This window comes from Kosakonia quasisacchari (assembly GCF_004331415.1).
GTDB lineage: Bacteria > Pseudomonadota > Gammaproteobacteria > Enterobacterales > Enterobacteriaceae > Kosakonia > Kosakonia quasisacchari.
In genome coordinates, this window is the sequence record NZ_SJOP01000010.1 from 70,343 (window position 1) to 93,328 (window position 22,986).

Genomic DNA, 22,986 nt, shown 5'->3' on the forward strand with positions numbered 1-22,986 from the left:
CGGTTTGGTAAAACAGTTGCTTCACAAAAGGAGATCGCAATGACGTTACCGAGTGGACATCCGAGAAGCAGGTTGATTAAAAAGTTTACTGCGCTAGGGCCTTATATCCGCGAAGAGCAATGCGAAGAGAACCGTTTTTTCTTTGATTGCCTGGCAGTTTGCGTGAATGTTAAACCCGCGCCGGAAAAACGAGAGTTCTGGGGCTGGTGGATGGAAATGGAAGCGCAGGAGACGCGTTTTACCTACCGTTATCAGTTCGGCCTTTTTGATAAAGAAGGGCAATGGAAACCCACGGCGATAAAAGATCAGGAAGTTACCGATCGTTTAGAGCACACGCTGCGCGATTTTCACGAACGTGCGAAAACCCTGCTGGCTTCACTCGAGCTGAAGCTGGAACCTGCCGAGAACTTCAAAGAACAATTGAAGCTCACCGCGTAAAACCCCGCATAAAAAATGCCCGATAGCTTATGCTTATCGGGCCTGGTCGCAGTTTCCCAGCCTTCTACCTGAATCAGGCAAATGAATGCCCTCACGCGAGGGCATTCAATATAACGAGGGGTATTACAGTTACGGCAACTTAGAACTGGTAAGTCACGCCAACGGCAACAACATCGTCATTAGCGAGGCCCAGTTTGTTGTCGTCTTTAAGCTGGTTGATTTTGTAGTCAACCATCGCAGAGAAGTTCTTGTTGAAGTAGTAAGTTGCGCCAACGTCGACGTAGTTAACCAAGTCTTCGTCGCCAACACCTTTTTCCAGGTCTTTGCCTTTGGTCAGGACATAGCCCAGAGACGGACGCAGACCGAAGTCGAACTGGTACTGAATAACCGCTTCAAAGTTCTCTGTTTTGTTAGCAAAACCTGAACCCAGCCCGGTGCTCGCTGCGGCAGATACAGGCGTCATGTTGTAAGCGACGCCGTACATGGTGGCGATGTACAGATTGTTAGCGTCGTATTTCGCGCCGGTTGCCCAGGCTTCGGCTTTCTCGCCGCGACCAAAGGCAGCGGTGTTCTGCGCGTTGGTACGGTCAGAGTTCGCATAAGCGCCAATCAGGCTGAACGCGCTACCGCCGAAGTTATAGGAAAGTGAAGTACCCCAGCCGTCACCGTTTTGTTTGTTGACAGCGCGGTTGCTTTCGTTTTTACCCTGGTACTGCAGGCTCATATTCAGGCCGTCGATCATGCCAAAGAAGTCGGTGTTACGATAAGTCGCAACGCCAGAGGTACGTTTGGTCATGAAGTTATCGGTACGGGCCAGGCCGTCGCCACCGAATTCCGGGAACATATCCGTAATGGAAGCCACGTCGTACAGCACGCCCAGGTTACGACCGTAGTCGATAGAACCAAAATCTTTGACTTTCAGACCAGCAAACGCCAGACGGGTTTTCTGGCTGGTCGCTGAATTGTTGTTGTTGGTTTCGTCGTTGTTACCAGCAAATTCAGCTTCCCAACGGCCAAAACCGGTCAGTTGATCGTTAATCTGTGTTTCGCCTTTGAAGCCGAAACGCACGTAAGTTTTGTCACCGTCGTTGGTGGTATCGTCACTGAAGTAGTGCATGGCTTTCACTTTGCCGTACACGTCCAGTTTGTTGCCGTTCTTGTTATAAACTTCCGCTGCGTGAACAGAAGAAGCAGAAGCGACAACGCTCATCACCATTAATGCCAGAGTGCTCTTTTTCATTTTGATTCCTGATTTTGACTAACGCGCTAATATTCGCTGGGCATACGCCCCGTGAAAAACAGAAAGGGTTTTAACGCTGCGAAATTAAACATTTATGACAAAGTAAGAATATTTTTAAAAAGTTATGTTTTTTTGTGTTTGCCATAAAAGTGTCAAATACTGCCGCTACGCTTGCTGATCCCGCGCAACAAAAAAGTGAGCTGATAGCACTGGCAGTTGGCAATCGCTCTGACTCCTGTTACAACGTCTGACGACGATTTACTTTCCTTATATTTCCTTAAAAAACGGCAGAGAATCATGAGTGACAGCCAGACGCTGGTGGTAAAACTCGGTACCAGTGTTTTAACGGGCGGTTCCCGTCGCCTGAACCGCGCCCATATTGTTGAACTGGTGCGTCAGTGCGCGCAGCAACACGCCGCCGGGCACCGAATTGTAATTGTGACGTCAGGCGCGATTGCCGCCGGGCGCGAGCATCTGGGCTACCCGGAATTGCCCGCGACCATCGCCTCGAAACAACTGCTGGCGGCGGTAGGGCAGAGCCGTTTGATTCAACTGTGGGAACAACTGTTTTCCATTTACGGGATCCATATTGGGCAGATGCTGCTGACGCGCGCCGATATGGAAGATCGTGAGCGTTTCCTCAATGCGCGCGACACGCTGCGTGCGCTGCTCGACAACAATATCGTGCCGGTGATTAACGAAAATGATGCCGTTGCCACCACGGAAATCAAAGTCGGCGACAACGACAACCTCTCCGCACTCGCCGCTATTCTTGCCGGTGCCGACAAATTGCTGCTGCTGACCGATCAGCAAGGTCTGTTTACTGCCGACCCGCGTAGCAACCCGGATGCGGAACTGATTAAAGATGTTTACGGCATCGACGATGCGCTGCGCGCAATAGCCGGAGACAGCGTTTCCGGCCTCGGTACGGGCGGCATGGGTACCAAACTGCAAGCCGCTGATGTTGCTTGCCGCGCCGGGATCGACACCATTATCGCTGCGGGCAGCAAGCCTGGTGTGATTGGCGATGTTATGGAAGGTCTTTCCGTCGGCACGCGCTTTCACGCGCAGGAGTCGCCGCTGGAGAGCCGTAAACGCTGGATCTTTGGTGCGCCGCCTGCCGGTGAAATCACCGTTGATGAAGGTGCGACAGCGGCCATTCTGGAACGTGGCAGCTCCTTGCTGCCCAAAGGCATTAAAAGCGTGACAGGCAACTTCTCTCGTGGTGAAGTGATCCGCATTCGTAATCTGCAAGGCCGCGATATCGCTCACGGTGTAAGCCGTTATAACAGCGATGCGTTGCGTCGCATTGCCGGGCAACACTCGCAGCAGATTGACGCCATTCTGGGCTACGAATACGGCCCTGTCGCGGTGCACCGCGACGACATGATTACCCGTTAAGGAGCAGAAGTATGCTGGAACAAATGGGCATCGCTGCCAAAGCAGCATCATACAAGCTGGCATTGCTCTCCAGCCGCGAGAAAAACCGCGTGCTGGAAAAAATCGCTGATTATCTCGAAGCGCAGGCGGAAGAGATCCTGCTCGCGAACGAACAGGATCTGCTGGAAGCGCGCCGCAACGGGCTGAGCGATGCGATGCTTGACCGTCTGGCGCTCAACCCGGTGCGCTTAACCGCGATCGCCAACGATGTGCGCCAGGTCTGCAAACTGGCGGACCCGGTCGGACAGGTGATTGATGGTGGTCTGTTGGACAGTGGGCTGCGCATTGAGCGCCGCCGCGTGCCGCTGGGCGTGATTGGTGTGATTTATGAAGCGCGCCCTAATGTCACTGTGGATGTCGCCTCTTTGTGCCTGAAAACCGGTAACGCCGCGATCCTGCGCGGTGGTAAAGAGACCTGGCGTACCAATGCCGCCACTGTAAAAGTTATCCAGCAGGCGCTGGAAGAGTGCGGCTTACCGGCCGGTGCGGTACAGGCTATCGAAAGCCCGGACCGCGCGCTGGTGAATGAAATGCTGCGCATGGATAAATACATCGACATGTTGATTCCGCGCGGTGGTGCTGGTTTACATAAGCTGTGCCGCGAGCAGTCGACCATCCCGGTGATCACCGGTGGTATCGGCGTATGTCATATAGTGGTCGATGAATCTGCGGAAATCGATCCGGCGTTAAAAATCATCGTTAACGCGAAAACCCAACGTCCCAGTACCTGCAACACGGTGGAAACTCTGCTGGTACATCAGGCTATCGCGCAGCAGTTCCTGCCTGCGTTGAACAAGCAGATGGCGGAAAGTGGCGTGACACTGCATGCGGATGAGCAGGCAATGGCACTGCTGAAAAACGGCCCGGCGAAAGTGGAAGCGGTGAAGGTGGAGCAGTACGACGACGAGTTTTTATCGCTGGATCTGAACGTGAAAATCGTGGCGGGTCTGGATGAGGCCATCGATCATATTCGCCAGCACGGTACTCAGCACTCTGATGCCATCCTCACGCGTACACTGCGCAATGCAGACCGCTTTATCAATGAAGTGGACTCCTCTGCGGTATATGTGAATGCCTCTACACGTTTTACCGACGGCGGACAGTTTGGCCTGGGTGCGGAGGTGGCGGTTAGCACGCAGAAGTTGCATGCGCGCGGCCCGATGGGGCTGGAAGCATTGACGACCTATAAGTGGATTGGTTTCGGCGACGACACGATTCGTGCTTAATTGAAAAAGGGTGATGCAAAAGTAGCCGTTTGATTCCCAAGGGCATTGACGCATCACCCGCTTAGTTTTAACCTTCTACACCGTGATTCACGCTCGTGAACGCATCGCAGGGCCGATATAGCTCAGTTGGTAGAGCAGCGCATTCGTAATGCGAAGGTCGTAGGTTCGACTCCTATTATCGGCACCACCCCAACTTCCTCAAACGTCCGTGACCATCCATAACCTCTCTGATTTATAACGTTTTTACTGCATCTTTAATCCGTGTTAGTCCATAACCATCCAGTAGAATCCGGTACTGAATGTGTATAGGATTGTGTATATGTTCCTGTTCGGTCCTGGATTCCTATACACATGCCTTTAAACGATATGCAGATTCGCCGCGCCAAACCTGAAGCTAAAGCCTATACATTGGGAGATGGCCTGGGGCTGTCATTGCTTATTGAACCAAACGGAAGCAAAAGCTGGCGGTTCCGCTATCGCTTTGCCGGTAAACCCAAAATGATCTCGCTTGGTGTTTATCCAACGATCACACTTGCCGATGCACGTTCACGTCGTGACGAAGCTCGGAAACTGGTCGCGGAAGGAAAAAACCCTAGTGAGATTCGAAAAGAGCAAAAGCTCGCGTTGCAAACCGAGTCTGAGAATGCTTTCGAAAAGATAGCCAAAGAGTGGCATCAAATGAAGTCAACCAAATGGTCGCCAGGATATGCCTCGGACATTATGGAAGCGTTTCAGAACGATATTTTTCCGTATGTAGGTGCAAGGCCAGTCGGTGAGATTAAACCCTTAGAACTGCTTAATGTGCTGCGTAAAATTGAAAAACGGGGCGCTCTAGAAAAGATGCGAAAGGTACGGCAGCGCTGTTCTGAGGTTTTCCGCTATGCTATCGCCACAGGTAGAGCTGAGTTTAATCCTGCGTCTGAACTATCCAGCGCCCTTGAAGTGCATCAATCCAATCATTTCCCCTTTCTCAAAGCTGATGAGATACCTGATTTTCTGCGTGCTTTGGACAGTTACACAGGGAGTCGGCTTGTCCAGATTGCTACGAAATTACTGATGATCACCGGTGTAAGAACCATCGAATTACGTGCGGCTTTGTGGTCAGAATTTGATCTGGGTAACGCTATTTGGGAAATCCCTACTGAAAGGATGAAAATGCGCAGGCCACATCTTGTGCCATTATCAACTCAAGCGTTAGATTTACTTAATGAGCTAAAGATCCTGTCTGGGAACTATAAGTACGTTTTTCCTGGACGTAACAATCCGAACAAGCCTATGAGTGAGGCTAGCATCAACCAGTTGATCAAGCGTATTGGGTATGGAGGAAAAGTGACTGGACATGGTTTTAGGCATACGATGTCAACGATTTTGCATGAATATGGGTTTGAGTCTACATGGATTGAAATGCAACTTGCTCACAGCGATAAGAATAAAATTCGAGGTGTCTATAATCATGCTGATTACTATTGCAACCGTAAAGAAATGCTAAATTGGTACGCAGACAAGATATTAGGATGAAAAATGCTGGATCAAACATTCTCTGCAAGAAATCTTATGAGGCTTTTATATAAAGAAGATCCTAAGAAATTCCTCAGGAATATTAATAGGGAAGATTATGAAAGCGAAATGATGAGGTTGTCAAAAATAATAAATGATGAAGGTTTCTCGTTTGGAAGAATTTCCTTTGCAAAGATAAATAATAAGCGAGTTCTAATTCCAAATGAATTCAAAGATATCTTAGCTTTGAGGAAAGCTAATGATAATTTGAAAAGAATTTATGGTGTCAGACAATCAGATAGGAATGATATTGTAAGGCATGTGATATGCATGCTTGAAGAGCCTATACCTTTTTTTGTATATAAGCTAGACATTAAAGATTTTTATGAAAGTATTAACCGAAATAAAGTTATAGAGAAATTATTAAAATCCCCCATTGTTTCATACAAAACAAAAAAATTAATAAAACGTTTTTTTGAATTGCCTCACGTATCTTTAGAAAGAGGTCTTCCAAGAGGCATTGGTTTAAGTGCAACTATGGCTGAACTTTATCTTGAAGATTTTGATGATAAGGTTAAACGTACAAACAGTGTTTTCTACTATGCTCGCTATGTAGATGATATTATTATTTTCACTTGTGAAAAAATAATAGACTTTCAAACTTTCTTTAAATGTTTCTTGCCGGATGATTTAGAGTTTAATATTGCAAAATGTCGTGAAATAAATATTCACAGTGATGATAAAGGGATAATGGCAAATGAGTTTAACTATTTAGGGTATTGTTTTTGTGTAAGAAACGGAAAAGTAAAAAGTTCTGAAAAGAGAGATGTTAAAGTTACAATATCAAAAAAGAAAATCCTTAAATTAAAAAGAAAAATAGTACTCTCTTTAAAAGATTATTGTAATACAAATAATTTCACTCTACTGGAGAAAAGAATTAAATTTCTTACTTCAAATGTAATTCTTGAAAAAGCGAAAAAAGTTTCTGATGAAGAAAGTTCGGCACTGTATAGTGGCGTATACTATAATTATTTACATATCAGGTCGCATGAGCAACTTAAAGTGTTAGATCTGTTTAAAAATAAGATGTTATTTTCTTGTCGTGGCAGTCTAGGTAATCAATTAATAACCAAAGGTGATAAAGAGTTATTAAAAACATTAAGGAAATATTCTTTTTTAAGCGGGTTTAACAATAGGAGAAAAGTTAGTTTTACTTTTAAAGAGATAAATGACATAAGGAGGTGCTGGTAAATGAAAATAAAAATAAAAAAAGGTGATTATGATAGGGTGTTATTAACGGATGTATTGCCTTATGAGGTCCCTATTCTTTTTTCTAATGAAGATTTTTACAATATTATAAATAGGGATGATTTGCCATCCGAATTTAAGGATTTATTTTTGGTAGGAAGTCTTAAATCTACGGTTCCATATATATATAAGATAAAGAAAGGGCAGGCGAGTTTTCGTAGTTTGGCTATTATACATCCAGCGCATCAACTCAAAATATGCCAGTTTTATAAGCAATATGAGCATCTTATTATCCATTTATGTTCCAGAAGTGACATTTCTCTAAGATATCCCAATAAGATCGGTACTTACTATTATGAAAAAGATTTTTTAAAAGATAGAGTTGAATTAAAAGATGGAGGAGTTGATTTAGTTATTGACGGTTTTGATTTGCAAAGTCAGACAGCTTCATCATATTTTTCTTATAAAAAATATCCTTTTCTTTATAAGTTTTATGAGTCTTTTGAATTTCACCGTCTTGAAAGGAAATACGAATATATGGTGAAGTTTGATATCTCTAAATGCTTTTCGCACATTTATACTCATAGCTTGGCTTGGGCTGTTAAAAATAAAAGGTATGCTAAAGAAAATATAGACAGTACTCATTTTGAAGGTGCTCTTGATAAGCTATTTAGAGATTTTAATCATGGGGAAACTAATGGGATATTGATCGGCCCCGAAGTATCAAGGATTTATGCGGAAATTATTCTGCAAAGAATTGATTTAAACATTATCGACAAGTTAAGTAAGTTGTTTAAGCTTGATTTTCATAACGATTACGTCATTAAAAGATATGTTGATGATTATTTTATATTTGTTTCTGATGAGACTCATATCTCAAAAATTGAAATGGTACTTTCTGCTGAGTTAGAGTATTACAAGCTTTATTTAAATGAATCAAAAAAAGAAACTACTATACGCCCGTTTATAACAGGGTTAACAATAGCTAAATACGAATTGAAGCAAGTTATTGACGACATATTTAATGATATTGTAGATGTCGAATCAAAAGATGAAGTTAATAGCTTGATATCTAAGAATCTCTCAGAAGATGAACTAAATAAAATAAATGATCTATTCTTACTTGATAAAAAAAAGAAAAGGTTTGGACGGGCAGGGGAAATTATAAAGTCTATTAAAGTGGTTGTTAGAAGAAATAAAGTTACTTTTGATCAGGTTTCAAGCTATCTCCTAATGGCGTTAAAGAGAAAACTATTTTCACTCTTGAAAATACTTTCTTTGTATTCATATGATGAGAAGAGATATCTCAAGTTGATTAGATTCATATCCTTGCAATTAGAGGTGATTTTTTTTGTTTATTCCATGGATAATAGAGTTAGGCCGACATATATAGCTTGTCAAATCATATTAGAGGTTAATTCGTTTGCCGAGCGATTTCAGGATGATATAAAGGAAGTGTTAAAAAAGAATCTCTTGGACGAAGTTACACTGTCTTTGAAAAATGTTCTGAGTTATTCCGACGGTGGTTATGTTGAGTTTTCTAATATCCTCATTGCCTTAAAGGAACTTGGCGGTGAATATTATTTCGATCAAAGTTACTTGATTGATTTTATTGATTCAAGAAAAAATGACTCTGAGGGGGTAAGTTACTTTATAATTTGTAGTTTCCTGTACTACATTCATGGACGGAGTGATTGCGCAATTCTTCTTGATAGGATTAAGGATATTATATTGGATAAATTCAAAGGCAATGCCAATAACAAAAGCCATTGTGAGATGACACTATTAATATCCGATGTTTTGACCTGTCCTGTACTTGATGATAAATATAAAATAAAAGCTTATAGAGCTTTTTTCCCTTCTGTAAAAAAAGCAAAGACAAATGCTGAAATACAGCAGGTTGTTGATTTTTTTAGAGGTAAGGTAGTGTTTTTTAACTGGTTAGGAAATAAAAATCTTGAGCAGATTCTTTACAGAAAAGAGTTGCGAACACCTTATGAATAGTTGTAGCATTTTAAGGCTTTAACTGCGAAGTTGATTTTTGATAATTTCAAAAATCAATGAATTACAATGCTTACTGCATTGGCTTTTGAAACAAACGAGGTCAAACGTTCGCGATAAGTTTGATCTCTGCTGCTAATCAGACACACTATACGTTGAAGCTAAGGTGGGCCGCTTTGCGGCCCTTTCCTTAGCCTCCATTCATTGTATCGCTGTTACATCTTTATGTGCTGAAATTTCAATTAGCGCACACTCATACCTCCCAGATCTTATTAGTGTATACATTGCCTCACCAAAGCCGAGGTGAGCATGATTAGCCAACGCAAGCTAACATTTCCACCATCTAACTAAGGCGCGAAAATAAATAAATACTTTATTGCTGGCGCGCAGTGCTTTCCCCGCCTCGCCTGCCCGCTTTGCAGGGCGGTTTAAATGCAGTTGCATGATCGGGCTCAGGCCGCGCCAGTACTGGCGCGGTCGTGGTTCAAGCGGACAGAGAAAAAAATGCAATTAAATGCACCTGATGCATGCAGGGTATTTTTCGAAAAAATAACGGGATTTTTGCGTTTTTTCGGGGTGCTGAGAGTGCAGCCGGTAGCGAGTACCGGTGCACATAAATAGGGCAATTTTCGGGGAATTATTGCGGCTGGATATCTGCCTGCAAAACCTCATTTTCCGGCATGGCCGGTCTGCGTATCACGCCGTCGAGTGTCTCTGTGGTGCGGAACGTGGCCGAGCATTCAATACTGGTGCACTGGTGATAGCGCTGTTTGAGATTTTCCGTCAGATAGCGACTGGTGCGCGCGTGCGCGGGTTGTCTGCAGAACGGACAGTGAAACATGGCTCAGTCCTCCGCCTGCTTTCTCATTTCGGCCAGTCGTGTGGCGAGCAGTGTTCGCTTCACCGGGCTTTTATACAACGCCATGTCCACGCCGGTCAGCGGCGGGCGGTGCATACCGAGCTGTGAGAGCACCGGCTCCCTGTCCATATCAAAGGTGTAAAACCCGGCCTGAACGGAAACATGGCCGCCGAGCTCCTGAATCAGGGTATTGAGCGGGCGTTCCGTCTGCTGCATTTCCAGTGCACGCAGACGCAGCGCGAATGCCCTGACCAGCGCCGGGCTGATGGTCTTCATGGCGTCAGCCCATTCGCTCTGAGCGTACAGGCCAAATGCTGTCCGGTGTGCTTCCACGTACTTTTCACCGGAGGCGCAGGCGGCCAGCATGGCGCGGGATTTATCGGTTTCCAGCTCCGCAATCAGGGCGGTGAACTCCTCCGCCAGCTCGCGACCGGCAATGCGTCTGCCGTGTTCAGCTTTCAGCTCCGGTGTCATTTCGCCGCGCAGGGTACGAAAACGCTCGCGCCAGCTCTGTTCCGCTTCGGCACTTTCTGTCAGGGCGTTCTCTCGTTCCTTTTCGCTGCGGGTGATGGCCGCGCCGATATCGTTCAGCTTCATCATATTGCCGGTGTGGGCGGCTTTTGCCTGAGTGAACGTCTCTACGGCACGATTTACAGCGACCACACTCTCTTCGCTGGCCTTTTTATTCATGGCATCGAGGGCGCTGTCGATAGCGGTGCGGGTTTTCGCGTCCTGGGTGCTGCCGAGGGTTTTCATGACGGCGGTAATCAGTTCAGTTTTCATGTCGGGGCTCTCTGTGTTGTCAATGTAAGTGCATTCTGCCGCGCCCTGCACAACGAAACGACCGGTTGCAGTTGTGGCCGGGATGGCACAGAAAGTCGCTGAAAAACCGGCTCGCCAGAAAGAGGTCTCAGAAAACCCTTCTTTCTATTTGTTTTTCTGTATTTAACTCTTCACTCTGTTCACTGAGAAATAAAAGAATAAGCAATACAGTAAGTTAAATGGTGAACAGTTAAGGAATTAAGTGTTCACCTACTGTTCACTACTGTTCACCGGCCGTAATAAGTCCCTGTCAGCAACCTTAGACCGATTTACGATAAAAAATATAAAGACAGGAAGGAAATGGAATTATTGATTTGCCAAAGGATTATCAAGGATTGCCAACAATTGTCAGAGATTGCCACGGTTTGCCAGCCCATTGTTAACCATTTGTTAAGCCTCCGGATGACATAAAATCACTTGTTGCCTTGGCTGAAAATATTCACAAAATAGAGCGCTACCCGAAGCCGGAAAGACACGACCGGCACCGTATGGACATTATGAGGTAGCCCGATGCACAACGCTTTTTCTTCCCCGTCTTCTGCCCCTGCCGCGCCGTTAATACCGGTTTCTGACGTTATTCAGGAGCGCTTTTTACGTCTGCCGGAAGTGATGCATTTATGCGGCCTGTCCCGCTCTACCATTTACGACCTCATCAGCCGGGAGGCTTTCCCGAAACAAATCTCTCTCGGCGGAAAAAACGTGGCGTGGGCGCACAGTGAAATCACTGCCTGGATGAGCGCTCGCATCGCGGCGCGTAACCGGGGCTGCGATGCATGATGTTGCCCGGTCAGCAAAACGTCCCTTTTTCTGGCTTGCTTCCTGTCGGCGTTTCCAGGTATAGTTTTCCCGCTGCCGCAAAATCGGCAGCCGGGATTTGCAGCCCGTTTAACTCAATGGCGACACCGGACGCGCCATGCGTCTTTTTTTATGTCGTTGCTCAGACACACCTGTTATTTGGGCTGTGGTGCTTACACCGTGGTTCATGTCAGATAATGGTGGTTCGGGCGGGGCAGCCTTCGGGCTGGCCGGTAGCCATTGAGGCCGGTACTGCAAACCCTGTTCGAGCCACCGCCCATGAGATTTGCAGCTCCGGCGGTGGTGTTAATCACTACTCAATGGAGGTTGCCATCATGGCTACGACCCTCACCCTGTCTCACCCGCAATTTATCTTTATTTTCGCTGCCGTTCGCCGTTCCGTACGTAAACCGCGTGTCTGTATGCTGCGTACCATTGCCGCCGATGAACGTGCCGCACGCCGCTCCCTCGTTCGCGAGTATGTCCTCTCGTTCGCCGGTCGTCTGCCGGTGGCGGAGGTGCACGCATGAACCACTCCATCCTTACCCTTGACGATCTCCGGTATCTTGAGCACCTGCGCAATATCGGCCACCTGGTCAGCGAGCTGGCAGCGGAACAGGACAATGTGACCCTCCGCCGCGATCCGGCTGAGCGTCTGCAACTCATTTCCCTGATTTACCTGATGACGGATCAACTCGATGCCGTGATCGAACGCTGCAACCGGCGCTGGCTCGACGGGGAGGAAAAGGTATGAAACAGCCGTTACCGCCCGCCCTGCGCGCCGCACTTTACCGCCGCGCCGTGGCCTGTGCCTGGCTGACCCTGTGTCAGCGCCAGCACCGTTACCCGCATCTGACACTCGATGCGCTGGAATCCGCCATCGCCGCCGAGCTGGAAGGGTTTTATCTGCACCAGCACGGCGAGGAGAAAGGCCGCCAGATTGCCTGTGCGCTGCTGGAAGATTTAATGAATGCCGCACCGCTCAAAACCGCGCCATCGCTCTCCTTTCTCGGCCTGGCCGTGATGGAAGAGTTATGCGCCCGCCATATCACCGCGCCGGTCGTGCACTGAGGAAAATAATGAAAATGAACGTAACGGAAACCGTGACACAGGCGTGCGGCCACTGGCCGCGTATTCTCCCGGCGCTGGGCGTAAAAGTGATGAAAAACCGGCATCAGCCCTGCCCGGTGTGCGGCGGCTCTGACCGCTTCCGCTTTGACGATAAAGAGGGGCGCGGAACGTGGTTCTGCAACCAGTGCGGCGCGGGTGACGGCCTGAGTCTGGTTGAAAAGGCGCTGGGCGTGACGGTCAGCGAAGCCGCCGACCGCGTGAACGCCGTGACGGGCAGCCTGCCGCCGGTTGCCCCGGAGGTGATTGCTGCTGATACGGCAGAAACTGAAGCCAGCCGCAGGGAGGCCGCCGCGCTGGCGGCCAGTCTGCTGGCGAAAAGCCGTTCAGCCACCGGTAACGCCTACCTGACCGGTAAGGGCTTTCCTGCTCTGGAATGCCTGACGCTGACCACTACGCACAAAACCGGCGGCGTGATGTACCGCGCCGGGGATGTGATTGTCCCGCTCAATGACGACACCGGCGCGCTGGTTAACCTCCAGCTCATTAACGCGGAAGGCGACAAACGCACCCTGAAAGGCGGCCAGGTGAAGGGAGCCTGCCACCTTATTAACGGTGAAAAACAGGCGGGGAAACGTCTGTGGATAGCCGAAGGTTACGCCACGGCGCTGACCGTGCATCACCTGACCGGCGAAACCGTGATGGTGGCGCTGTCGTCCGTGAACCTCCTTTCTCTGGCGAGCCTTACCCGCAGCCAGCATCCGGGCTGTCAGATTGTCCTCGCGGCTGACCGTGACCTGAACGGTGACGGCCAGACAAAAGCCGCTGCGGCCGCAAAAGCATGCGAGGGAGTTGTTGCCCTGCCGCCGGTGTTCGGTGACTGGAATGATGCGTTTATGCAGCAGGGCGAGGACGCCACGCGCCGGGCGATTTACGATGCCATTAAGCCGCCGGTCGCCAGCCCGTTCGACACCATGAGCGAGGCGGAATTTACCGCCATGAGCACCAGTGAGAAGGCGATGCGCGTGTATGAGCACTACGGCGAAGCGCTGGCCGTGGATACAAACGGTCAGCTTCTTTCCCGCTATGAAGCCGGAGCCTGGAAAGTGATTTCCCCGGCTGACTTCTCCCGCGATGTGGCCGCACTCTTTCAGCGCCTGCGCGCGCCCTTCTCGTCAGGCAAAATTGCGTCGGTGGTGGAGACACTGAAACTGATTGTTCCGCAACAGGGCGCTCCGGCACGGCGTCTGATTGGCTTTCGTAACGGCGTGCTCGATACGGCCAGCGGCACGTTCAGCCCGCATCATAAATCCCACTGGCTGCGCACCCTGTGCGAGGTGGATTTCACCCCGCCGGTGGCGGGCGAAACACTCGAAACCCATGCCCCGCATTTCTGGTGCTGGCTCGACCGCGCCGCCGGTGGTCGCGCTGACAAACGCGACGTTATTCTCGCCGCGCTGTTTATGGTGCTGGCGAACCGTTATGACTGGCAGCTCTTTCTCGAAGTGACAGGACCAGGCGGGAGCGGGAAAAGTATTCTGGCCGAAATTGCCACCCTTCTGGCCGGGGAAGATAACGCCACCTCCGCAACCATCGAGACGCTGGAATCGCCGCGCGAGCGTGCTGCGCTGATTGGCTTTTCGCTGATTCGTCTGCCTGACCAGGAGAAATGGAGCGGGGACGGCGCGGGGCTCAAGGCCATCACCGGCGGCGATGCGGTATCGGTTGACCCGAAATACCGTGATGCGTATTCAACACATATCCCGGCGGTGATTCTGGCCGTTAACAACAACCCGATGCGCTTTACCGACCGCAGTGGCGGCGTGTCGCGCCGGCGGGTTATCCTGCACTTCCCGGAACAGATTGCCCCGGAGGAGCGCGACCCGCATCTTAAGGACAAAATCGCCCGCGAGCTGGCCGTCATTGTGCGCCAGCTTATGCAGCAGTTCAGCGATCCGATGACTGCCCGCACATTGCTCCAGTCGCAGCAGAACTCCGACGAGGCACTCAGCATCAAGCGCGACGCTGACCCGGCGTTCGACTTTTGCGGCTACCTTGAGGCGCTGCCCGAGCCAGAGGGGATGTATATGGGGAATGCGAATATTGTCCCGCGACAGCCGCGCCTGTATCTGTATCACGCCTATCTGGTCTATATGGAGGCGCACGGCTACAAGAACACGCTCAGCCTCACCATGTTCGGCAAAGGGCTGTCGTCAATGCTGAAAGAGTACGGACTGAATTACGGCAAGCGGCGAACGAATCAGGGGATGCAGACGAATCTGGCACTCAGGGACGAAAGCAACGCCGACTGGCTGCCGAAGTGCGATGAGCCTGCAATTAAATAACCTACCTCAGACCGGTTTTGCCGGTCTTTTACTTGTTATCCATAGGTTAAAATGTGATGATCTGTGCAATAAAATCACCAATGAAATTTAAGATAAAATGAAACATGAAAATTTTAATACCGTAATAGCACTTTTGGGACTATTACTCGCTGCGTTTAGCACATATACGCAACTTAAACCCGAAAAGGATGAACTTGACCTAGTGGTTACAGCAAGTTTAAACCCCAATGCCAAATTTGAATTAAAAGATAACAAATACCTTCCTGAAGGAATATTTGGCGCAAATAAAAAATTAGCTGGGCCTGCGTCAATCATGCTTGAAGTATCGAATAATATGAATAGAACCGTCACAATAAAAAAAATAAAAATTGAACTTGTAAAAAATGATAAGGGAATTATTTACTACCCTCAAATGATTAACGTTTCAGACAAAGATACCATCGATACATTACACACTCCAGTAACTATCGAAGGACACTCAGTCATCCAAAGAGAATTATCCATCAACATCCCGGTTCATTATGAAGAAAGGATTTCTTCGTGCTTCAGCAGGCCTGGTTTATTTGTAAGTGAGCCTATATCTATTAATAATATTGAATACTGCTATTTTTCACATGGCATCGATTTTCTTGGCAACAAGGTTCAGCTTACGCAATATGAAGGCGGAGGAACTATGTTTACCAAAACATCAGGAGGGCAAAGCTTGACTTACAAATTAACAATTAAAACAGGTGACAATTCTGAAATAATTAAGATGGCTACTCTTGATTAATATGCTTCACTAGAATTTACTTCTTCAGATCGTGGCTTTGCTCTCATTCTTCATTTTCTACAAAAACAGCAAAAGTGAACAGTAAAGTGTTCACTGTTCACGGACTGCTCACCTTGTATATGACTGAAATAAATGAAAAATAATACCGAGTGAACAGTCTGAACAGTTTTCCGTAAAAAAAGTTTTTTTCGTGGTTTTTTCTTGTGCGAAAAATGAACGCTAAAGCCAATGTGTATAGTGATGTGTATAGTTTTATTCTTCGATAAAAAATTTTATTTTAAAATCAGCAAGATGCGTCTTTTTGTTGGTTCCTATTATCGCACCACCCCCTAGTTTTCTCAAGTCAATCCACCTCAATAAAACTCTTTTAAAACATAGTATTTGCGTTGTTTTCAGTCGTTTGAAGTCAACCCCTGTCTATTGAAATCAACATGCTGTTGGGGGCGCAATCGGGGGCATCTACTGTTCGGTCTAGGAAATGTGCCCCCAATGATGCTTAACGCCCGCAAGGTTGAAGCTGCTAAAAGACAAGAGAAGAGCTATAAGCTCGCTGATGGAGGCGGCCTTTATCGGTACTATTTTTTTATTTTATAATCAATATGTTATGCTTAAGTGCTTTGCTATTGCCCCAAATAGGCATTTTCCGTGTTGAGCCTTCAAAGCGTAACGCGACATAGAGTCACATTATACCTGCAGCTTCATTGTCGATGTTCCATTTATGAAAATAACAGCAGGCTGGATTAATTAATCCAGTGCCTTGTATCTCTTAACGCTGGCAGGAAGTAGATCGGAAATAACTCATCTTCTCCCGACAAAGATATATTTTGCATTTCAAAAATCCTATACATGGTGCGCGCAAATAATATACGCGGCGTGTATATTAATGGTCGGTTCATAACATCAGGTATGCATGTTGAATTTATCGCCATTTTATTGATAGGGATGACCGTGATGAGAAAACTTATAGCTGTATTGTCTATTTCGATTTTAAGTGGATGCGCTCAACAACCACTCGTAACGGTAAATGCGCTATCCTCAGGCCAGAGTGTAGGGAAGCGCTTCATCATCTTGCCAGCCAGTAAAGCGCTCTATGACGCTAACCAGATTGAATACAATCAAATCGCCGCCGCAGTTTCTGCATCGCTGACACGTCAGGGATATGTACAAGTTAACGAGCCGGAAAAAGCAGATCAGGGAATATTATTAGGATTTGCAAGAAGCGGGGCAGTGGCCAGCACACGTAATGTTACTGTTCCGATCTATGGTCAGACCGGTATTAGTTCAGCTACAACATACGGGAATGCCAATACCACATATAACTATCTCGGTGGCGGTAACTTAACGTCAAACACTACAGGCAGTGCAACGACGGTCTACACGCCGACATATGGAATTACCGGAGCATATGACACAACAGTAACCGATACATCATACGGAACAGCGGTAGCACTCAATTCATACGATGCTAAGGTATATCTGAAAAGTAACCGCGTGAATCTCCTATGGAAGTCAAGTGCGGCCCTCGTATCTTCCAGAGCTGATAGTATTGCCGATTACAGAGGTCTGGCATTGATTGCGGCTAATTACGCCAATATGAATACTAACGGTGATACACATTTGAGAGTCGATCCACGCAATCCCATTCAGTAATTTAATCGGGGTGTGATAAATATTATGGAAATTAATGCCCCGTACAAACCAAAAATATACTGCTATTGAGGTGAGTCGACGTCCAGATATTATCTTCCTGATATTCACGCTATGGAAAATACCGTTTTACCCATAAAAAAAGCGCCCGCAGGCGCTTAGAGAGTATTGTTCGGCAGCATACTTATTTGGTCAGTTCAGCCGTCATATGAACATTATTATTGGTGTTGGCTTCAATGATTTTATATGAAGCGCCAGCCTGTTGTGCTTTGGCGGCAATTAAGGATTCCGCTTCGTCAAGCGTAGAAGCAGTGGCGGTTACGCTCTGGGCGAAAGCACCAAATGACAGGACGGAAAGCACAGTAGCGACAGCAAGTGAATTGATGGTTTTCATAATGGTATTCCTTAAATTTTTATTTGTGCTGGGCGATAACGCCCGATTCAACATCTGTTGTGAATGCCGGTTTTGTACGGCAGAGCTTATTTGTAAATCACCGCGGTGCCGTGCAGGGTGTTCGGGCCGGTCACGGAAGTAATGCGGAACGATTTCGCGCCCATTTCATCGGCTTTCTGCGCCAGTTCGCTTTGCAAGGAGGAGAGATTGGTGCCGGCATTGGCAGAAATTACACCCACTTTTTGCTGGTCAGCCGGAGTAGATTGCACTTCAACGGCGGCAACGCTGGCGAAAGAGAGGGAGCTAAGTACGGCGACGGCGAGCAAGGATTTGATGGTTTTCATAACTTTTGCCTTCTGAATCTGGATTAGTGTGAGGTCGTAAGTATTAACTTAACGATCGATAGGTAAATGATAAGTGTGATCTGCGTCACTCGTCAATACTATTTTTATAATGATCGTTTAAATAATTTTAAATTAATTATTATTCAATATCTTAGATGGAATTTGTTTTCGAAAAATTTCCGCTGGCCAGCCGCTTTGTAATGTTTTTATAATGATTATTAATTAAATTGATGTGAAAAAGGGGGGAACAATGGTTACCGACGTCACATGCTGTACGAGAAAAGGCCGTGGACGACCAAAAATTTTTGACCGGGACGCCATGCTGGATAAAGCGATGATGCTGTTCTGGCAACATGGTTATGAAGCCACATCGCTGGCAGACTTGGTTGAAGCCACCGGCGCAAAAGCACCGACGCTGTATGCGGAATTTAAAAATAAAGAGGGGTTGTTCAGAGCCGTGCTTGATCGCTATATGGCACGATTTTCCGCCAAACATCGGGCGGTGCTTTTCTGCGAGGAGAAAACGGTTGAGCAGGCGCTGCGCGATTATCTGCAAGCGTTAGCCAACTGCTTTGCCGGTAGCGATACCCCTGCAGGCTGCTTGTTAATCAATACTTCTGCCACGGTTTCTGCTTTATCGGAACCGATAGCCGACACCATTCGGGAGCGGCAAACGGCGCAAGAGCAAACGCTGCTGGCCTTTTTGCTGCAACGCCAGTTACGTGGTGAAATCCCGGCGCAAACAAATGTGCAAACCACCGCACTTTTTTTAAGCTGCATCATCCATGGAATGTCGGTCAGTGCGCGTGAAGGCGTCAGTTTGGATAATCTGCAGCAGATTATCGACACGACGCTGCGATTGTGGCCGGTATTAATCAAAGGGTAATGGCATGGCATTACGGCCTTAAACGTCTGATGCTTTGCCATCACCCGTCGTATCAAATCGCGCGGGTAAATTGCCACGGCTCTGAGTGCATGATCCGCTGAGGAGATGGCGTAAACCCCACGCTTTTGCGCCGATCCATTTTCCCGCTGAGGCGGTAGAATCCGGGGTGACAAATTGCCAGTTGTTGCCATTTTCTGACCAGTCAATGCGGTGGTTTCCGTCACCATCGACTGCAATACGCAGCGAAATTTCGTCATGGCTCGCCGTTACCGGCAATACCTCAGTAGTGAAATCAAACACACCTTTATCGCGGTTCCTGCCGCTGATGATCTTCAGATGGGCTTTTGCGCCATGGGAAATCAGCACAACCGACGAAAACCGCTCGCCATAAATGGTCAACCTGGCGCCATCCTTTTCATGTCCGAAATTAACGGTGCGCGCAGTTTGCGTGGTTAAAGCGGGTAATGAGGTGATTGGCGTCGGTGGTGCTTGGGCGAAAATCTTGATCAGGAGTATGCACTGGAAGCGTTGAAAGTCAGCCAGAAGTAACCGAATGCCGGTTAAGAGAATGGCTGACAGTGCGTTAAAGTGCTCATTGCCGTACGCGGGCGAGAGGATAGATCGCCCGCGGTGCCACCATCAGTGATGCAGCATCTCGTCGACAATCTGCGCTTTGGTCATGTTGTACGGGTAATATGTCGGCCAGTTATCCATCTCTTTTAGCAGCGCTTCTTGCGATTCGTTGCCCATAAAAATATGGAAATGTTGCGACTGGCGCGGGGCAATAATATGGTCGCTGAACTGCACATATTTCGGCGCTTTTGCGTGTGCGTCTTTGCATTCAAACAGATAACGCACGCCTTTTTTCCCGGAGGTGTAGGTCAGGATTTTATAACCCACGTAATCATAACGGCAGGAATTGACCGTTTTGCCAACGTGAAACTCCATCACATTGTTTTCTATGCCAATCATCTCGACATCAGTGGCGTAGCCTTTTTGGTAATAAGCACGATACTCTTCAACACTTTTACCGCCTTGTTTTGCTTTTTTCTCCAGCACCGGATCAAGCTCACCGCTGAGCAGATACGGGTTCACAGATTGCCAGATCCCTTCCCAATCGGACAACGCCCGGTCTTTCACGTCCTTATTATCAAATATGCCTTCGCTGGCTTTACGCTCCACGTCTGTAAGCGGTTTGCCGTGGTGGTGGTCATGCGCTAACGTCTGCACGCTCATTAGCAGCACGCTCATTCCAATTACAAAGGCCGATTTCTTCATGATCATATTGCGCTCCCTGGTTATCATTTGTTACGAAATGAAATGTTATAATATAACAAAAATAAACGCCAGATTGTCCGCGCCTTTCCAACCTGCTGGGAGGAATTAATGGGCAATATAGCCACAGCTATGAAACATAGCAATATCTATATGTTGATGATTAATAAGTAATTTTTGTGTTTTTGGTTTGGCTGTGGCATCCTTGCCGCTCTTTTCGCAGTATCTGCGTTTTTGCCCTCATACAAGGGCGTTTAAGGGGCTGCAATGAGTTTTTACGCAATGACGATTCTTGCCTTCGGCATGTCGATGGATGCTTTTGCCGCCGCTATCGGTAAAGGGGCGATGTTAAAACGCCCACCAGTGAGCGAAGCGCTACGCACCGGGTTGATTTTTGGTGTTGTTGAAGCCATCACCCCGATTATTGGTTGGGCCGCGGGTTTAGCCGCCAGCCAGTACATCATTCAGTGGGATCACTGGATAGCCTTTGCACTGCTGTTTGTGCTTGGCGTGCGCATGATGAAAGAAGGTCTGAGTAAAACTGCTGATGAAGAAACCGAAGCGCCGCGTCGCCACGGTTTCTGGTTGCTGGTCACCACCGCTGTTGCTACCAGCCTTGATGCGATGGCCGTTGGTGTCGGCCTGGCGTTTCTTAATGTGAACATTGTGGCGACGGCGCTGATGATTGGCCTTGCGACCACCATCATGGCGACGACCGGTATGCTGCTGGGGCGTTTCCTTGGCGCGGCAATCGGTAAATGGGCGGAAGTGCTCGGCGGTGTTGTGCTTATCTGTATCGGCAGCTCAATTTTGGTTGAACATTTAGGGTTACTGTAACTTGCCTGAACGTACCAAATCGTCAACAATGCGCGTTCGGGTGATGGCGTTCCACCTGACCCAACCGCTTCCCTGAGAAGCTGATGACGCCTGGTATGTCTCTGTAATGGAGGCATGTCGGGCGTTTTTCTTTTGTCTCTCCCCGCATGCCTCGTACTTTCGTTGATGAGGAAAAACATGCTGAAGCCTTTATTTGCTGTAATCATCGGTGGTTCCGCAGGCTGCGTGATCCGCTGGCTGCTCGCGATTCGTTTAAATACGCTGTTTCCCAACCTGCCACCTGGCACGCTGCTGGTAAATTTACTCGGTGGGCTGATTATTGGCGGCGCACTGGCATTCTTTACTCGCCAGCCGCATCTGGATCCCACCTGGCGGCTGCTGATCACCACGGGTTTATGCGGCGGCATGACCACGTTTTCCACTTTTTCTCTGGAGATTTTTGCCCAGTTGCAAACGGGCAACTATGCATGGGCGCTGGCTTCTGTGCTGGTGCATGTGGTGGGATCGATTTTAATGACAGCGCTGGGGTTTGCGCTGATAAATGCCTGGTATTGATAAAGAAGAGGGAGCAGTGTTGCTCCCTTCTGTTCGCAGCTTACTTCAGGCTGTCATTTGCAGACAGGCTTCCGCGCAAACCCTGCAACGCTTAGCGCATTGCTGGCAGTGTTGAAGCTGATGCTTACTGCACTCTTCGGCGCAGGCTTTGCACACATCGACGCAAATCCGACACAGTGAGAGTAAATGTTTGCTTTCCAGGGCCATAAATTGGCCGGCAAGGCGGCACAGGGCGGCACACTGTACATCCAGCTTGATGCATTCACGCATCATGTCGATATTCTTTTCCTGCAGGCAAGAAAGCGCACAGTGTTCGCAAGCCGCAGCGCATTGATAACAGGCCTCTGCGCATCGTTGGTGTTCTGTATGCATGGTTTATCTCCACAATATTTGTGTGTCATGTGATAAGTGTGCACAGAATATTTATCCCTACCATTTTATTTACACATTTCCTCATATGAGCACTTTTTTGAGGTGAAAAATTCTTGGGTAACTCGCTTATAAATAAAAAGATTTATTTAATATAAAACATATGTGTTTAAATATTTCCTGTAGTGTTTTAATTTTTATATTGATATATTTTTAGATGATTAATTGACTAACTGAGATAAATAGCCAGACTTAAGGTTCCAACGCGATTGATATGGCTTGTTAACCGTATCGATTATATCGAAAACGAGATGTGGAGATATAACATGGCTGAACATAGAGGCGGTTCCGGTAATTTCGCTGAAGATCGTGAAAAAGCCTCCGAAGCGGGACGTAAAGGCGGTCAGCACAGCGGCGGTAATTTTAAAAATGACCCAGAGCGTGCATCAGAAGCCGGTAAGAAAGGCGGGGAAAATAGCCACGGTAGTGGAAAAAAATAACCCCTTTTAATGGTCATCAGTTTCTGAATGCTAGCGAGTCGGAGACGGCTCGTTTATTTTTTATTAACAATGTCTTAAAACTAAAAACGTAGAGGTATTAATGGAATCAAACGAAAATGACGAGGGTGAGAGGATTAATGAACTATCTGAAAATTTACCTGCCTGTTTATCCACTAATTTAATTGAACATTCCCATCATCCAGCCGAAATAATTGCTATTAATTTTACCGAAACAGTCGATTTACGTCTCCCGCCTTATAAGAAACGTCTTGTCCTTAAAATGGCCAACCGCAAACGACCTCCCAAAGAAAATAATCAGTAAATCTATTTCACCTCTCTGACGACGTTGTGTCTGGCCAGCGTTTTAAGTTTCCTGCCCAATGATTGCCGCTGAAAGTTGCTGGAAACCAATACGAATTTGTCTTCGC

The 22,986-nt window shown here is 47.5% G+C and carries 26 protein-coding genes, 1 tRNA gene, 1 pseudogene and 1 riboswitch; of the genes and pseudogenes, 20 read left to right on the forward strand and 8 right to left on the reverse strand.

Annotation, left to right across the window (positions count from 1 at the left end; genetic code table 11):
* Positions 1–39 precede the first annotated feature (39 nt).
* Positions 40–438 carry a sigma factor-binding protein Crl gene (crl, locus tag E0L21_RS12430; protein ID WP_017458780.1) on the forward strand — a complete coding sequence of 133 codons (399 nt, stop codon included), beginning with the start codon at positions 40–42 and terminating at the stop codon, positions 436–438.
* Positions 439–577: 139 nt separating this feature from the next.
* Here crl and phoE read toward each other — a convergent pair whose 3' ends face one another.
* Positions 578–1,678, reverse strand: coding sequence for a phosphoporin PhoE (phoE, locus tag E0L21_RS12435; RefSeq protein WP_131409904.1), 1,101 nt, complete (start codon positions 1,676–1,678; stop codon positions 578–580).
* A 297-nt stretch (positions 1,679–1,975) separates the two neighbouring features.
* Here phoE and proB point away from each other — a divergent pair, with 297 nt between their 5' ends.
* The 6 genes from proB (at position 1,976) to drt3b (ending at position 9,093) form a co-directional block, all read left to right on the forward strand.
* Positions 1,976–3,079 carry a glutamate 5-kinase gene (gene proB, locus E0L21_RS12440; protein WP_131409906.1) on the forward strand — a complete coding sequence of 368 codons (1,104 nt, stop codon included), beginning with the start codon at positions 1,976–1,978 and terminating at the stop codon, positions 3,077–3,079.
* Between the two features lie 11 nt (positions 3,080–3,090).
* Positions 3,091–4,344, forward strand: a complete 1,254-nt coding sequence (gene proA, locus E0L21_RS12445) for a glutamate-5-semialdehyde dehydrogenase (protein ID WP_131409908.1) — start codon at positions 3,091–3,093, stop codon at positions 4,342–4,344.
* A 111-nt stretch (positions 4,345–4,455) separates the two neighbouring features.
* Positions 4,456–4,531 (forward strand) — tRNA-Thr (locus tag E0L21_RS12450).
* A gap of 164 nt (positions 4,532–4,695) precedes the next feature.
* Positions 4,696–5,862: a tyrosine-type recombinase/integrase gene (locus tag E0L21_RS12455; RefSeq protein ID WP_131409910.1), complete on the forward strand. Its 1,167-nt coding sequence runs from the start codon at positions 4,696–4,698 to the stop codon at positions 5,860–5,862.
* Positions 5,863–5,865: 3 nt separating this feature from the next.
* Positions 5,866–7,092, forward strand: coding sequence for an antiviral reverse transcriptase Drt3a (gene drt3a / locus E0L21_RS12460; RefSeq protein WP_131409912.1), 1,227 nt, complete (start codon positions 5,866–5,868; stop codon positions 7,090–7,092).
* Positions 7,093–9,093 (forward strand): antiviral reverse transcriptase Drt3b, encoded by a 2,001-nt coding sequence (drt3b, locus tag E0L21_RS12465; RefSeq protein WP_131409914.1) that lies wholly within the window; start codon positions 7,093–7,095, stop codon positions 9,091–9,093.
* Between the two features lie 634 nt (positions 9,094–9,727).
* On the opposite strand, the gene E0L21_RS12475 is transcribed toward drt3b, so the two are convergent.
* Both E0L21_RS12475 and E0L21_RS12480 read right to left on the reverse strand, forming a co-directional pair.
* A complete protein-coding gene (locus E0L21_RS12475; protein ID WP_065369978.1) occupies positions 9,728–9,931 on the reverse strand; it encodes an ogr/Delta-like zinc finger family protein in 204 nt (67 codons plus the stop codon).
* 3 nt (positions 9,932–9,934) lie between these two features.
* Positions 9,935–10,732 (reverse strand): capsid protein, encoded by a 798-nt coding sequence (locus E0L21_RS12480; protein WP_131409918.1) that lies wholly within the window; start codon positions 10,730–10,732, stop codon positions 9,935–9,937.
* Positions 10,733–11,281: 549 nt separating this feature from the next.
* On the opposite strand from E0L21_RS12480, the gene E0L21_RS12490 reads away from it, so the two are divergent.
* From E0L21_RS12490 to E0L21_RS12525, 8 genes and pseudogenes are all read left to right on the forward strand, one after another.
* On the forward strand, positions 11,282–11,548 hold the full coding sequence (locus E0L21_RS12490; protein WP_131409920.1) for a helix-turn-helix transcriptional regulator: 267 nt from the start codon (positions 11,282–11,284) through the stop codon (positions 11,546–11,548).
* The gene (locus E0L21_RS12495) at positions 11,545–12,096 is read left to right on the forward strand and encodes a host cell division inhibitor Icd-like protein (protein WP_131409922.1); all 552 of its coding nucleotides are present in this window, start codon (positions 11,545–11,547) and stop codon (positions 12,094–12,096) included. The genes E0L21_RS12490 and E0L21_RS12495 overlap by 4 nt, the downstream gene beginning before the upstream one ends.
* Positions 12,093–12,320, forward strand: a complete 228-nt coding sequence (locus E0L21_RS12500; protein ID WP_131409924.1) for a hypothetical protein — start codon at positions 12,093–12,095, stop codon at positions 12,318–12,320. Before E0L21_RS12495 ends, E0L21_RS12500 begins: the two co-directional genes overlap by 4 nt.
* Complete coding sequence (locus tag E0L21_RS12505) at positions 12,317–12,637, forward strand: DUF5375 domain-containing protein (protein ID WP_131409926.1); 321 nt, start codon at positions 12,317–12,319, stop codon at positions 12,635–12,637. Before E0L21_RS12500 ends, E0L21_RS12505 begins: the two co-directional genes overlap by 4 nt.
* A gap of 8 nt (positions 12,638–12,645) precedes the next feature.
* Entirely contained in the window at positions 12,646–14,979 is a 2,334-nt protein-coding gene (locus E0L21_RS12510; protein ID WP_131409928.1) for a primase-helicase zinc-binding domain-containing protein, read from the forward strand.
* A gap of 97 nt (positions 14,980–15,076) precedes the next feature.
* On the forward strand, positions 15,077–15,751 hold the full coding sequence (locus E0L21_RS12515; protein WP_131409930.1) for a hypothetical protein: 675 nt from the start codon (positions 15,077–15,079) through the stop codon (positions 15,749–15,751).
* 489 nt (positions 15,752–16,240) lie between these two features.
* Positions 16,241–16,321: pseudogene (locus E0L21_RS25225) on the forward strand (integrase); the annotation flags it as partial.
* Between the two features lie 336 nt (positions 16,322–16,657).
* A complete protein-coding gene (locus E0L21_RS12525) occupies positions 16,658–17,401 on the forward strand; it encodes a hypothetical protein (RefSeq protein WP_235855233.1) in 744 nt (247 codons plus the stop codon).
* A gap of 181 nt (positions 17,402–17,582) precedes the next feature.
* On the opposite strand, the gene E0L21_RS12530 is transcribed toward E0L21_RS12525, so the two are convergent.
* On the reverse strand, positions 17,583–17,792 hold the full coding sequence (locus E0L21_RS12530) for a YdgH/BhsA/McbA family protein (protein WP_017458785.1): 210 nt from the start codon (positions 17,790–17,792) through the stop codon (positions 17,583–17,585).
* Between the two features lie 86 nt (positions 17,793–17,878).
* Entirely contained in the window at positions 17,879–18,136 is a 258-nt protein-coding gene (gene bhsA / locus E0L21_RS12535; protein WP_131409934.1) for a multiple stress resistance protein BhsA, read from the reverse strand.
* A 250-nt stretch (positions 18,137–18,386) separates the two neighbouring features.
* On the opposite strand from bhsA, the gene E0L21_RS12540 reads away from it, so the two are divergent.
* The gene (locus E0L21_RS12540; protein ID WP_131409936.1) at positions 18,387–19,022 is read left to right on the forward strand and encodes a TetR/AcrR family transcriptional regulator; all 636 of its coding nucleotides are present in this window, start codon (positions 18,387–18,389) and stop codon (positions 19,020–19,022) included.
* Between the two features lie 18 nt (positions 19,023–19,040).
* Here the strand turns inward: E0L21_RS12540 and E0L21_RS12545 are convergent, their stop codons facing one another.
* Together E0L21_RS12545 and zinT are read right to left on the reverse strand one after the other, a co-directional pair.
* Complete coding sequence (locus E0L21_RS12545) at positions 19,041–19,421, reverse strand: hypothetical protein (protein ID WP_131409938.1); 381 nt, start codon at positions 19,419–19,421, stop codon at positions 19,041–19,043.
* A gap of 240 nt (positions 19,422–19,661) precedes the next feature.
* Positions 19,662–20,306: a metal-binding protein ZinT gene (gene zinT / locus E0L21_RS12550; protein WP_131409940.1), complete on the reverse strand. Its 645-nt coding sequence runs from the start codon at positions 20,304–20,306 to the stop codon at positions 19,662–19,664.
* A gap of 258 nt (positions 20,307–20,564) precedes the next feature.
* Here zinT and mntP point away from each other — a divergent pair, with 258 nt between their 5' ends.
* On the forward strand, positions 20,565–21,134 hold the full coding sequence (mntP, locus tag E0L21_RS12555) for a manganese efflux pump MntP (protein ID WP_131409942.1): 570 nt from the start codon (positions 20,565–20,567) through the stop codon (positions 21,132–21,134).
* Between the two features lie 30 nt (positions 21,135–21,164).
* Positions 21,165–21,234, forward strand: a riboswitch (Fluoride riboswitch).
* Between the two features lie 77 nt (positions 21,235–21,311).
* A complete protein-coding gene (crcB, locus tag E0L21_RS12560) occupies positions 21,312–21,689 on the forward strand; it encodes a fluoride efflux transporter CrcB (RefSeq protein ID WP_131409944.1) in 378 nt (125 codons plus the stop codon).
* 45 nt (positions 21,690–21,734) lie between these two features.
* Here crcB and E0L21_RS25230 read toward each other — a convergent pair whose 3' ends face one another.
* Positions 21,735–22,061, reverse strand: a complete 327-nt coding sequence (locus tag E0L21_RS25230; RefSeq protein WP_131409946.1) for a four-helix bundle copper-binding protein — start codon at positions 22,059–22,061, stop codon at positions 21,735–21,737.
* A gap of 323 nt (positions 22,062–22,384) precedes the next feature.
* Between E0L21_RS25230 and E0L21_RS12570 the strand changes: the two genes are divergently transcribed.
* Complete coding sequence (locus E0L21_RS12570; RefSeq protein WP_131409948.1) at positions 22,385–22,558, forward strand: con-10 family general stress protein; 174 nt, start codon at positions 22,385–22,387, stop codon at positions 22,556–22,558.
* A gap of 100 nt (positions 22,559–22,658) precedes the next feature.
* Complete coding sequence (locus E0L21_RS12575; RefSeq protein ID WP_131409950.1) at positions 22,659–22,880, forward strand: hypothetical protein; 222 nt, start codon at positions 22,659–22,661, stop codon at positions 22,878–22,880.
* Positions 22,881–22,986 lie beyond the last annotated feature (106 nt).